Annotated in this window: 10 protein-coding genes and 1 tRNA gene; 2 read left to right on the forward strand and 9 right to left on the reverse strand. The window is 61.2% G+C overall.

The window, feature by feature from the left end; genetic code table 11:
* Both tcdA and mltA read right to left on the reverse strand, forming a co-directional pair.
* Positions 1-745: tRNA cyclic N6-threonylcarbamoyladenosine(37) synthase TcdA (gene tcdA / locus PFH44_RS19730; RefSeq protein WP_283825895.1), on the reverse strand; the 745-nt coding region annotated here is incomplete at its 3' end.
* 68 nt (positions 746-813) lie between these two features.
* Positions 814-1,911, reverse strand: coding sequence for a murein transglycosylase A (mltA, locus tag PFH44_RS19735; protein ID WP_041147016.1), 1,098 nt, complete (start codon positions 1,909-1,911; stop codon positions 814-816).
* A 214-nt stretch (positions 1,912-2,125) separates the two neighbouring features.
* Here mltA and PFH44_RS19740 point away from each other — a divergent pair.
* Positions 2,126-2,202, forward strand: a tRNA-Met gene (locus tag PFH44_RS19740).
* A gap of 165 nt (positions 2,203-2,367) precedes the next feature.
* On the opposite strand, the gene cobS is transcribed toward PFH44_RS19740, so the two are convergent.
* The 6 genes from cobS to amiC all read right to left on the reverse strand — a co-directional run bounded on the left by cobS (position 2,368) and on the right by amiC (position 8,872).
* Positions 2,368-3,111: an adenosylcobinamide-GDP ribazoletransferase gene (gene cobS, locus PFH44_RS19745; protein WP_283825896.1), complete on the reverse strand. Its 744-nt coding sequence runs from the start codon at positions 3,109-3,111 to the stop codon at positions 2,368-2,370.
* On the reverse strand, positions 3,108-3,653 hold the full coding sequence (gene cobU, locus PFH44_RS19750; RefSeq protein ID WP_283825897.1) for a bifunctional adenosylcobinamide kinase/adenosylcobinamide-phosphate guanylyltransferase: 546 nt from the start codon (positions 3,651-3,653) through the stop codon (positions 3,108-3,110). Before cobU ends, cobS begins: the two co-directional genes overlap by 4 nt.
* Positions 3,647-5,170: a cobyric acid synthase gene (locus PFH44_RS19755; protein ID WP_045857457.1), complete on the reverse strand. Its 1,524-nt coding sequence runs from the start codon at positions 5,168-5,170 to the stop codon at positions 3,647-3,649. Before PFH44_RS19755 ends, cobU begins: the two co-directional genes overlap by 7 nt.
* Before the next feature lie 53 nt (positions 5,171-5,223).
* Positions 5,224-6,183 carry an adenosylcobinamide-phosphate synthase CbiB gene (gene cbiB, locus PFH44_RS19760; protein ID WP_283825898.1) on the reverse strand — a complete coding sequence of 320 codons (960 nt, stop codon included), beginning with the start codon at positions 6,181-6,183 and terminating at the stop codon, positions 5,224-5,226.
* A 334-nt stretch (positions 6,184-6,517) separates the two neighbouring features.
* On the reverse strand, positions 6,518-7,603 hold the full coding sequence (gene cobD, locus PFH44_RS19765) for a threonine-phosphate decarboxylase CobD (RefSeq protein ID WP_159236203.1): 1,086 nt from the start codon (positions 7,601-7,603) through the stop codon (positions 6,518-6,520).
* Positions 7,604-7,618: 15 nt separating this feature from the next.
* Positions 7,619-8,872 (reverse strand): N-acetylmuramoyl-L-alanine amidase AmiC, encoded by a 1,254-nt coding sequence (gene amiC / locus PFH44_RS19770; protein ID WP_045857452.1) that lies wholly within the window; start codon positions 8,870-8,872, stop codon positions 7,619-7,621.
* 229 nt (positions 8,873-9,101) lie between these two features.
* Here amiC and argA point away from each other — a divergent pair, with 229 nt between their 5' ends.
* Positions 9,102-10,433, forward strand: a complete 1,332-nt coding sequence (gene argA / locus PFH44_RS19775; protein ID WP_283825899.1) for an amino-acid N-acetyltransferase — start codon at positions 9,102-9,104, stop codon at positions 10,431-10,433.
* Between the two features lie 68 nt (positions 10,434-10,501).
* Here argA and recD read toward each other — a convergent pair.
* Positions 10,502-11,633 (reverse strand): exodeoxyribonuclease V subunit alpha (gene recD, locus PFH44_RS19780; protein ID WP_283825900.1); only part of this gene is annotated, 1,132 nt, incomplete at its 5' end.

The raw sequence follows: 11,633 nt of genomic DNA on the forward strand, positions 1-11,633 counted from the left end.
CAAAGGTGGCGGTAACCATCGTTGCCGCGCCAAAGCCCGACGCGCAGTCCATTCGTTTGGGGCCTTCCGCGCTGCTTTTCATCGCGCATACGCTGCCGTCGGCCTGGGGATAAACCAGCGCCTCGGTCGAGAACACGCAGTCGATGCCGAGCTTGCCCTTACTGTTTTTGACCACCCCGAACTGGCCCTTCAGGCGCTCGCGCAGCTTCGCCGCCAGCGGATCCTGAATCGTTTTCGCCAGGTCAGCCACCTGAATCTGGGTCGGGTCAATTTGCCCACCCGCGCCGCCGGTGGTCACCAGCGGCACCTTATAGCGACGGCAGTAAGCAATTAACGCCGCCTTCGGCCGCACGCTATCGATAGCGTCAATCACGTAGCTGAAGCCCGCGCCCATATATTCGGCCACGTTCTCCGGCGTCACGAAATCGTCAATCACCGTCACCTGACATTCAGGGTTGATCAGCCGGATGCGCTCCGCCATCACCTCGGCTTTCGCCAGCCCGACGTTGCCGCCCAGGGCATGAATCTGCCGGTTGGTGTTGGTGACGCAGACGTCGTCCATATCGATAAGGGTAATGGCGCCAATCCCGGTTCGTGCCAGCGCTTCTGCGGCCCAGGAGCCGACGCCGCCGATGCCCACGACGCAGACGTGCGCGTCGGCAAAACACTGCAGCGCTGATTCACCATACAAACGCGCCGTCCCGCCAAAACGCTGGCGCCAGGCGTCGCTAATTACAACAGACATATAACCTCATAATAAAATGGCCGCTTCCCCAACGCGCGCGTGCCGTCGGGGAAGCGGAGAAAGGAGTGTTAGCCGCTAAAGACGTTGCCCGTGCCCGGAGCGTTTTTCAGCACCCAAACGCGGCCATAGTGGTTATACCAGCCCGCGCGATGCCCGGCATCCGCACCGATACCCTGATAGATATCGAAGTGCTGGCCTTTAATCGCGCCGCCGACGTCCAGCGCAACCATCAGGCGCAGCTCGTATTGACCGTTAAACTTGCCTTTATTATCCAGCAGCGGGACTTCCGCCAGCAGGGTGGTTCCCGGCGGGATAATGCTGCGGTCAGAGGCGACCGACGCGCGGCCAATCAGCGGTACCGCGCTGGCGCCTTTCACCGGGGCGAAGGATTGCGGTTTAAAGAAGACGAAGGACGGGTTCTCTTCGAGCAGCGCGCGCACTTCGGCTTCGCTATGGGTTTCGCCCCATTCGCGGATCGCCTGCATCGACATATCTTCTCTCTTCACTTCGCCGCGATCGATAAGCACCTTGCCGATGCTGCGATACGACCAGCCGTTCTTCCCGGCATAGCTGAAGAAGTTCAGCGGCGAGCCGTCGCCAAAATCGATATAGCCGCTGCCCTGGACATCCATAATGAAGTTGTCCATCAGCGAATTACTGTAAGCCAGAATATAGCTGTCGCTCAGCCCGCCGGCGTAGATGCTGGCGCGGGACGGAAGCTTGCCGCGCTTCGGCGGCATGCGGTAAATAGGATACTGGAACTCACCCTGGCGGGTGTGGCGCGCCTGCACCACCGGGGTGTAGTAGCCGGTAAACTGCACGTTGCCGTAGCTATCGGCGCCCTGCATCTGCCAGGCGTCAATGCCGTACTGGCTCAGCGTGCGGGTATCGCCGCCGGCGCTTAGCCACTGCTGCAGGGAGTTATAGACGTTGCTCTGGCTATTATAGAGGCGCGGAGAGGCGCTGCGAATCTGCCTGACCTGTTCGGAGAAGTCGCCCGCGTTAATCGGCGTGCCGACCGCATCAGGCTGGTTAACCAGTGAAAACGGCTGGGTGAGCTTTCCTTCATTATACTGCTGACCGCGATCGGTCGGTTTCGAGGAGCAGCCGGCGAGCATCGCCAGTATTGCTCCGGTTGCCACATACTTTGCCCAACATCCTTTCATGGTATCTCTTCTTTTGCCGCTTAGTACCGGTTCGTGATGAGGGAAGATAACAAACCGCCAGGGCTATTGAAATGCGCTAAAGCAGCACAAATACAAAATCGGCTAAAAAACGCGCTAAAAACGGTTCTTTCTACATCATTCATTACAAAATTATCGATTTAGCTGAAAAAGGGTTGCATCAAAACGTTAGCAGAGTATAGTGCGCATCCACGGACGCGGGGTGGAGCAGCCTGGTAGCTCGTCGGGCTCATAACCCGAAGGTCGTCGGTTCAAATCCGGCCCCCGCAACCAACACAATGAACACCCTTCCGGGTGTTTTTTTGTTTCTGCGCTTCCCGCACAATAGCTTCAGCCCGCCGGTTCACGGCCCCGAACGACCTTTCTTCGCGCCAATACTCAGATCCGTCCTCATCGCCAGGTGCGCCATCGCCGCGTGCAGCCATGGCGCAGCGTGGCTCACAGCAGCGCTAGCAGGAAGACCAGCTCGCCGAGCTCAATGGCCGCCCCCAGCGTATCGCCGGTTTGCCCACCGAGGGTGCGCTTTAAGAGCTGGCCGAGAATGAAAATCACCGCCGCGCTGACCGCCAGCGCCGCCACTCCGCTCATGCCCGGCAGCAGCACCGCCGCCAGAATAACCGCGAGCCCCAGGGTTACGCAGGTTTGTCGCCCGCTCACCTTGCCGATGAACACGTTGCCCAGCCCCTCTTCCCGCGCATAGCGCTGGCGGTACATCAGCAGCACGCTGGCTCCCCGTCCTGCCGCGCAGGCTGCCGCCAGCGCCGCCAGCATCGGCGCGCCGCGCAGCGCCAGCTCGCTGACCACCAGCACCTTCGCCAGCAGCACAAAAATCAGCGCCAGCCCGCCGTGGGTTCCCAGCCGGCTGTCGCGCATAATCTCCAGCATCCGTTCACGACGGCGGGCGGAAAACACCCCGTCGCAGGTATCGGCCAGTCCGTCGAGGTGGAAGCCGCCGGTGAGCAGCGCCAGCGCCAGCACGGCAAACAGCGCCGCCAGCGGGATGCCGCACCACGCCTGCACGGCGAGAAATACCAGGCCGCTCAGCAGGCCCAGCAGCGCGCCGACCACGGGGAAGGTGACAATGCCGCGAACGTAGCGGTCGATATCCAGCCCCTGCGACCAGCGCTCCGGTACCGGTAAACGGCTGAGAAAGGAGAGCGTTGCCCAGAATAGTTTGATCATTTTATTTTGACTCCAATACCTGATACCACCAGCCAGACCTCATCCGCAGCCGCCGCCAGGCGCTGGTTAACCCGGCCGGCGATATCGCGAAAATGCCGCGCAAGGCGATTCTCGGGGACAATCCCCATTCCCACTTCGTTGGTGACCACCACGATCTTCGCCGCAGAGCGCTGGCAGGCGGCGATCAGCGCGTGGATCTCGTCGTCAATCGTCCGCTCCATGGCCGCATAATCCCAGCCGTCGGGATCGCTGTCGCCACCGCAGGCAAACAGCAGGTTGGTCACCATGGTGGTAATACACTCCAGCAAAATAGCTTCGTCGGGATCGCCGTGCGGGGTAATCAGCTTATCAAGATGCTGCCAGCGCTCGACGGTGCGCCAGTGCGCCGGTCGGCTATCGCGGTGGTGCTGGACCCTCGCGGCCATCTCCTCATCAAAAATCTGCGAGGTGGCGAGATACAAAACCTGCGCCGAGCCGGCGATCAGCGCTTCGGCGTGACGGCTTTTCCCGCTGCGCGCGCCGCCGGTGACCAGAATCAGCATGATGGCTCCTGATGCTGCTGCATAATGTGGTAAATTTTTTCAATATCAATATGTTGACGCATTGCATCCGCCAGAATATCGAACTGCTGCGATTTGTACTGCGCGTAGTGGAGGGTGCTATCGAGCGCCGCCAGCCCTTTGCGCAGACGCAGGCCGTTGACCAGCGCGCGGGTGAACTCATCGCTGTCGAACAGGCCGTGCAGGTAGGTACCAAACGCCAGCCCGTCCTCCGTCATCGCCCCGTCCGCCACCGGCCGTCCCTCTTTTTCCAGCTGCAGCAGCGGCCGGCAGTCGCCTTGCCGGGTCGTTTCGCCCATATGAATTTCGTAGCCGCGCACGCGCAGCGCGGAGGCGCCCGCCAGCCAGCCCGGAAGCGCGGCCGCCATCGTCGCCTCAACCAGCGTCGTGGTTTTATGGCGGGCAAACTGCGTCACGGTATTGAGCAGCCCCAGACCGGGTAACATGCCCAGCCCGGACTCCACGTCATCGAAGATGGTCTCGCCAAGCATCTGGTAGCCGCCGCAAATCCCCAGCAGCGGGATCCCTTGCTGATGCGCCTGCAGCACGCCCTGCTCCATCCCGCTTTCGCGCAGCCACTGCAGATCGCCCAGCGTATTTTTGCTGCCGGGCAGGATCACCAGGTCGCTCGTCGTCAGATCCCGGGGATGACGGACGTAGCGCACGCGGACGTCCGGCTGCGCCGCCAGCGCGTTGAAATCGGTGAAGTTGGACGTATGCGGCAGCTGAACCACCGCAATCTCAATCTCCCGCTGCGCGGTGCTCAGGTATTTTCCCTTCTGCAGCGCCACGCTATCTTCATCTTCCAGATCGACCTCCAGCCACGGCATCACGCCCAGCACCGGAACGCCGGTCAACGCTTCAATCTGTTCGATGCCCGAGTACAGCAGCGCCACATCGCCGCGGAACTTATTGATGATCACCCCTTTCACCCTGGCGCGCTCCTGCTCCTCAAGCAGCGCCAGCGTCCCGTAGATGGCGGCAAACACGCCGCCTCTGTCGATGTCGGCAACGAGGATCACCGGACACTGCGCCATCTCCGCCATGCCCATGTTGACGATATCGCGATCGCGCAGGTTGATCTCCGCCGGGCTGCCGGCGCCCTCCAGCACCAGCACGTCATACTCCTGCGCCAGGCTGCGGTAAACCTCAAGGATCTGCTCGCGCAGGCGCGGCTTGTACTCGTGGTAGCTCACCGCGTCCATATGGGTCGCCACTTTTCCCATCAGCACCACCTGCGCGTTGAGATCGCTGGTCGGCTTTAACAGTATCGGGTTCATGCGCACGTCCGGCGCGATGCCCGCCGCTTCGGCCTGAAAGATCTGCGCCCGTCCCATCTCTTTGCCATCGGCGGTGATGCCCGAGTTCAGCGCCATGTTCTGTGATTTAAACGGCGCCGTGCGCAGGCCGTCCTGGTAAAAAATTCTGCACAGTCCCGCCACCAGCACGCTTTTTCCCACGTCGGATGCCGTACCTTGCAACATGATTGCCCGCGTCATAAGGCCTCCTTTATCGCGTTCTGTCGCCTTCGCATTAACACTCATCTTTCGCTTTACGCCGCACCGGCCAGCAGATAGCGCGCCAGCATAAACAGCGCCAGTGCCAGGGTTGATGCCACCCACATCAGCCGGATCGTGCGGGGGATGTCGTCGACTGAAATGTCGCGCACGTCGTCGCCAATCCACGGCTTTTCTACCCGCTGGCCAAAATAGTTGTTTGGACCGCCCAGCCGAATCCCCAGCGCGCCGGCCACGCTGGCTTCCGACCATCCGCAGTTGGGGCTGCTGTGGTTATAGCGATCGCGCCAGCCGATACGTACCGCTCTGGGACCATCGTTGCGGCATAAGAAGGCCGCCATACTCAGCAGCAGCCAGCTCAGACGAGCGGGAATAAGGTTGGCGACATCGTCAAGGCGGGCGCTGACCATGCCAATGGCACGATACTTTTCGTGCTTGTAGCCCACCATTGAATCGAGGGTATTCACGGCTTTGTAGGCCATCGCCAGCGGCGCGCCGCCGATCAGCAGGAAGAAGAGTGGGGCAATAATGCCGTCGACGGTGTTCTCCGCCACCGTCTCCACCACCGCGCGGTTAATCTGCTCCGGCTGGAGCTGAGACGTGTCCCGCCCGACGATCCACGAGAGCTTCTCGCGGCTCTGCGCCAGGTCCCCCTCGCGCAGCGGACGCTCAACGTCGCGGGCGGAGGTTGCCAGGCAGCGGCCGGCCAGCAGCGTAAAAATCATCCACACCTCAATCACCCAGCCAAGCCAGGGATGGATGCTTTCCGCCAGCGTCAGTACGCCCCAGGAAACGCCCCACGTCAGCCCTACCACCGCCAGCCACATCAGCCCTCCGCCGATGCGTAGCGCCCTGTCGCTGCGGCAGTAGCGCCTGACGACGCGTTGCGTGGCGGTAATGAGGTGGCCAATCCAGCGTACCGGGTGGGGCCAGCGCGGGGGGTCGCCGATGATCAGATCGAGGAGCCAGGCAACGCACCAGGCAAGTAGCGTCATCGCGCGGGCCTCGAAGACGCCTGCCGGCGTACGGGAATAGATGAATGGAGTCTTGCCGCCATACCCGGTTCCTGTTCAGGGTGGTCGGAGGGCAAAGGTGCAGCAGCGGTACGCGTTCGCCGGTACGCCTCTGGGCACCCTACTTACCACCGAGGTTGTTGGTGATAACCAACAGGCAGGATTTCTGGCTTAGCGTCAGCATCGCAGCGGCGGGGAATTTTAGCTCCCGTCGCTGGCACCCGTTGGTTGATTTCGCGAAAGCATCCTGAAGCTCTGCCGTTCGCGCAATAAGGAACGGCATTATGCCACACCGATGCGCCGGCGGCTTGCGAAGTCAGACGCCGACGGGCAGGATCTTCGCCAGCGCCGCAAGCAGCCGCTGATTCTCCTCCGCGCTGCGGATCGCCACGCGGAAATAGCCCGCCCCGAGGCCGGGGTAGTTGGCGCAGCTGCGAATCAAAATATGCTGCTGCAGCAGGGCATACTGCAGGTCGATGCCCGGTATATCGGCGCGCAGAAACAGATAGTTTGCCTGGCCCGGATAGACCGTCAGGCCGGGAAGCTGGCGGAGCTGCTGGTAAAAACGCCGGCCTTCTTCCGCCAGCCAGCGCCAGGTCTTCTGCTGGTAGGCGCTATCCTGCAGAATAATTTCCCCCGCCAGCGCGGCAAACGCGTTTATTGACCACGGCATCTGCCGCTCGCGCATCCTGGCGACGGCGCGTTCATCGCCGTTGACCAGATAGCCCAGCCGCAGGCCGGGGATGGCATAGAACTTGGTCAGCGAGCGCAGTACCCAGATATGTGGGTTATCGCGCAGCAGAGGAATAAACCCCGGCTGGTCGGGAATGAAATCGATAAAGGCCTCATCGAGGATCAGCGCGATGTCTAACGCTTTGCAGCGCGCGGCAATCGCCGCCAGCAGCTGGCTCTCCGGCAGCAGTCCGGTTGGGTTGTTGGGCGTACAGAGGAACAGGCAGTCGAGGTCCGGCGTCAGGGCCGTGAGAAGGGCCTCGGTCAGCTGCCAGCCGTCCTCTTCACGCAGCGCGAACTCGCGGATCGCACAGTCCACCGCGCTCAGCGCGCGGCGATATTCGGCAAAACCGGGCACCACAATCATCGCCTGCCGCGGCTTCAGGCCGCTTACGACGGTGAAAATCGATTCAGTTTCGCCATTGCCTGCGACGATCCACGAGGCGGGAATATGGTGATGTTCCGCCAGCGCCTCGTGCAGCTGCTGATAGTCCACGTCGGGATAGCGCTCCGCGCGGTCAAGATTAGCGATCAGGGCGCGTTTGAGGCTTTCAGGCATGCCCAGCGGATTGATGTTGGCGCTAAAATCGAGCAGCTGCGCGGGCTGAACGCCCAGCAGCGCCGCCGCCTCCCGCGTATTGCCGCCGTGGGCGCTCTTTAACAGGGCCATCTCTCGCTCCTTTTATCAGCCGAGCCTTGCCAGGGTTGCGCCATCGGCGAAGTAGGCCTTAATCCCCGCCAGTATCGACTCGGCAACCTGCTGCTGGAAGGCCGCCGTTTTCAGCTTCCGCTCCTCCGCCACGTTGCTGATAAACGCGGTTTCGACCAGGATCGACGGAATATCCGGCGCCTTCAGCACCGCGAAGCCCGCCTGCTCGACCTGGTTCTTATGCAGATCGTTAACCCTGCCCATTTTTTGCAGCACCGCTTTGCCAAACTTCAGGCTATCGGAGATGGTCAGCGACTGCACCATGTCGAACATCGTATGGTCGACGTAGCGGTCGCCGCTCTTGCTGACGCCCCCCACCAGGTCGGAGGCGTTCTGGGTTTGCGCCAGGTATTTAGCCGCGGTGCTGGTAGCGCCTTTGGTTGAGAGCGCAAACACCGACGAGCCGCGCGGCTGGCGGCTGGTAAAGGCATCGGCGTGAATCGAGACGAAGAGATCGGCGCGCTGCTTTTGCGCCTTGGCGACGCGCACCTTCAGGGGAATAAAGACATCTTCATTGCGGGTCATATAGGCCTTCATATTTCCCTCTTTTTCGATCAGCGCCCGAAGCCGACGGGCGATCTGCAGCACCACGTCTTTCTCGCGGGTGTGGTATTTGCCAACCGCACCGGAGTCTTCCCCGCCGTGTCCCGGGTCGAGCATGATCACAATCGGCCGGTCGCGCCCGGCCTTACCCGGCTTCGGCCCGCTTTCTGCCGGCGGCACCTGACGTTCGAGATCGCCCTTATTGTAATCTTCCAGCAGCGCCAGCAGCGGATCCTGCACGTCGGTCGCCGTAGACGGATAGAGATCCATCACCAGACGCTCTTTAAAGCCGGCAACCGGCGCGAGGGCAAAGAGCTGCGGTTTCACGTTCTGTTTGAGCTCAAACACCATGCGCACCGTCTGCGGATCGAACTGGCCGACGCGGGCGGACTTAATATAGGGATCGTCGTCGCGAATGCTGGTTCCCATGCCCTTCAGCACGGAATTAAGGTTGACCCCTTCCAGATCGACCACCAGCCGCTCCGGATTGCTCAACGCAAACTGCCGATATTTCAGCACATGGTTGGATTCCACCGTCACGCGCGTATAGGTTGACGACGGCCAGACGCGCACCGCGACGACCTGTGCAACGGCGGCTAAACCAACCGGACTGACGCTCATTAACCACATGGCGCTCGCCCCCTGTAAAAAACGGCGACGGCTTAATCCTGACTTGTATCCCGGCATGCCACTCCCAAGCAATAAAAACGCTTTCGTATCCAAAACAAACAGATTGACCGGAAACTTTAACGAAAGCCGTATAACCTGTCATCAATAAAAGGGTAAACAATCTTTGGTAGCACGCGTTAAGTCACAGTTCTTTCGCATATTCGTGACAAATTTTGGCTTGCGTTTACGCGAAAAACAGAATAAAAATACACTTATTACGAATAATCATGCATTGAGGGTTGTGGTCATGGTGAAGGAACGTCGCACCGAACTGGTAGAAGGATTCCGCCATTCAGTTCCCTATATTAACGCCCATCGGGGAAAAACCTTTGTTATCATGCTGGGCGGCGAAGCCATCGAGCATGAGAATTTCTCCAGCATAGTCAATGACATTGGCCTGTTACATAGCCTGGGCATTCGCCTGGTGGTGGTCTATGGCGCGCGTCCTCAGATAGACGCCAACCTGGCCGAGCATCATCATGAGCCGCTTTACCATAAGCAAACGCGCGTGACTGACGCCAAAACCCTCGAACTGGTTAAACAGGCCGCCGGCATGCTGCAGCTGGAAATTACCGCGCGCCTGTCGATGAGCCTCAACAATACCCCGCTGCAGGGCGCCCACATCAACGTCGTGAGCGGCAATTTCATTATTGCCCAACCGCTTGGCGTGGATGACGGCGTCGATTATTGCCACAGCGGGCGCATTCGTCGTATCGATGAAGAAGCGATCCACCGCCAGCTTGATAACGGCGCCATCGTGCTGATGGGCCCGGTTGCGGTATCGGTCACCGGCGAAAGCTTTAACCTGACTTCCGAAGAGATTGCCACCCAGCTGGCCATCAAGCTGAAAGCGGAAAAAATGATCGGCTTCTGCTCTTCGCAAGGGGTGTACAGCCAGGAGGGCGAGATCGTTCCCGAGCTGTTCCCGAACGAAGCCCAGGCGCGGGTTGAAGAGCTGGAAGCGGAAGAGGACTACAACTCCGGTACCGTGCGTTTCCTGCGCGGCGCGGTGAAAGCCTGCCGCAGCGGCGTGCGTCGCTGCCACCTGATCAGCTACCAGGAGGATGGCGCCCTGCTGCAGGAGCTGTTCTCACGCGACGGTATCGGTACCCAGATCGTCATGGAGAGCGCCGAGCAGATCCGCCGCGCCACCATCAACGATATTGGCGGTATTCTTGAGCTGATAAGCCCCCTGGAGCAGCAGGGGATTCTGGTGCGCCGCTCCCGCGAGCAGCTGGAGATGGAAATAGATAAATTCACCATCATTCAGCGCGATAACACGACAATTGCCTGCGCCGCGCTCTATCCGTTCCCGGAAGAGAAAATCGGTGAAATGGCCTGCGTGGCGGTCCATCCGGACTACCGCAGTTCATCGCGCGGGGAAGTGCTGCTGAACCGCATCGCGACCCAGGCAAAACAGATGGGACTAAGCAAACTCTTCGTGCTGACCACCCGCAGCATTCACTGGTTCCAGGAGCGCGGCTTTACGCCGGTGGATATCGACGTGCTGCCGGAGAGTAAGAAAGAGATGTACAACTATCAGCGCCGCTCCAAGGTGATGATGGCCGACCTTGGCTGAGCGAGCGTTCCCCTTCGCCGGCCAGGCGTAGCGCAGGCTGGCAAAGGGGAAGCGGCTGAACGCCGAGGTTACCCGCCGCTGGCGAAGATGTCCGCCAGCCCGCTGCGCCGTTCGGTGCGTGCCGCGATAGCCTGAATCAGCACCTGCTCATCGGCATAAATCGACAGCTGCCGTTTGGCGCGGGTTATCGCGGTATACACCAGCTCACGCGTCATCAGCGGCACGCTGCGGGAAGGCAAAATCAGGGCCGCGTGGTCAAACTCCGAGCCCTGAGATTTATGCACCGTCATCGCCCAGGCGGTATCGTGATCCGGCAGGCGGCTGGGCTGCACCGACTTAATGCTGCCATCCGGCATCGGGAACCAGACGCGAAGCCCGTCTCCCCTTTCCAGCGCAATGCCAATATCCCCGTTAAACAGCCCCAGCGCGCTATCGTTGCGCGAGATCATCACCGGCCGGCCTTCATACCAGCGCGAATGCCGCGGCAGCGCAATCGCCCGCTTACGGTTGAGCATCAGCTCGAGCTGTTCGTTCAGCCCGCTGACGCCGTAGGGACCCTCGCGCAGGGCGCACAGCAGCCGGAACTCGCCGAAAGCGGCGATCGCCGCCTCCGGATCCGCCCGCTCGCGCAGCAGCCGGAGATAGCGATCGTAGCCGGCCTGCGCCTGCGTCAGCATCGCCTCATACTCCTCGGTGGTGCCTAGCGGGCGCAGCACGATATCGTCGAACGGCTGGCGCAGGGTCGTCTTGACCCCGTGCCGATCGCCGGCGTTCACCGCCCGGGCCAGGCTACCGATGCCGGAGTGGCTGCCAAAACGATAGCTTTTTTGCAGCAGGCACAGGCTGTCGCGCAGGGCGCCCGCCGCCTCGCCCTCGCCGGCAGGCACCGGCAGGCCGGTCAGCCGCTTTAGCTGCGCCGCGCGCTCGGCGGTATAGCCCGCACTCACCCAGGCGCAAATATCCCCCAGCACCGCGCCGGCCTCCACCGACGCCAGCTGATCGCGGTCGCCGAGAAAAATCACCCGACCGTGCGCCGGCAGGGCGTCAATCAGGCGAGCCATCATCGGCAGGTCAATCATCGAGGCTTCATCCACCACCAGCACATCGAGGTGCAGCGGGTTGCCGGCGTGATAGCGCATACGCTGGCTGCCCGGCTGCGCGCCAAGCAGGCGGTGCCGGGTGCTGGCCTCCGTCGGCAGC

The sequence above is a fragment of the Klebsiella sp. Ech2A genome (assembly GCF_030078455.1).
Classification (GTDB): domain Bacteria; phylum Pseudomonadota; class Gammaproteobacteria; order Enterobacterales; family Enterobacteriaceae; genus Klebsiella; species Klebsiella terrigena.

Coding starts and splice junctions, on each gene's coding strand:
- mltA (WP_041147016.1), bottom strand. CDS start 1,911: ATGAAAGGATGTTGGGCAAAGTATGTGGCAACCGGAGCAATACTGGCG.
- cobS (WP_283825896.1), bottom strand. CDS start 3,111: ATGATCAAACTATTCTGGGCAACGCTCTCCTTTCTCAGCCGTTTACCG.
- cobU (WP_283825897.1), bottom strand. CDS start 3,653: ATGCTGATTCTGGTCACCGGCGGCGCGCGCAGCGGGAAAAGCCGTCAC.
- PFH44_RS19755 (WP_045857457.1), bottom strand. CDS start 5,170: ATGACGCGGGCAATCATGTTGCAAGGTACGGCATCCGACGTGGGAAAA.
- cbiB (WP_283825898.1), bottom strand. CDS start 6,183: ATGACGCTACTTGCCTGGTGCGTTGCCTGGCTCCTCGATCTGATCATC.
- cobD (WP_159236203.1), bottom strand. CDS start 7,603: ATGGCCCTGTTAAAGAGCGCCCACGGCGGCAATACGCGGGAGGCGGCG.
- amiC (WP_045857452.1), bottom strand. CDS start 8,872: ATGCCGGGATACAAGTCAGGATTAAGCCGTCGCCGTTTTTTACAGGGG.
- argA (WP_283825899.1), top strand. CDS start 9,102: ATGGTGAAGGAACGTCGCACCGAACTGGTAGAAGGATTCCGCCATTCA.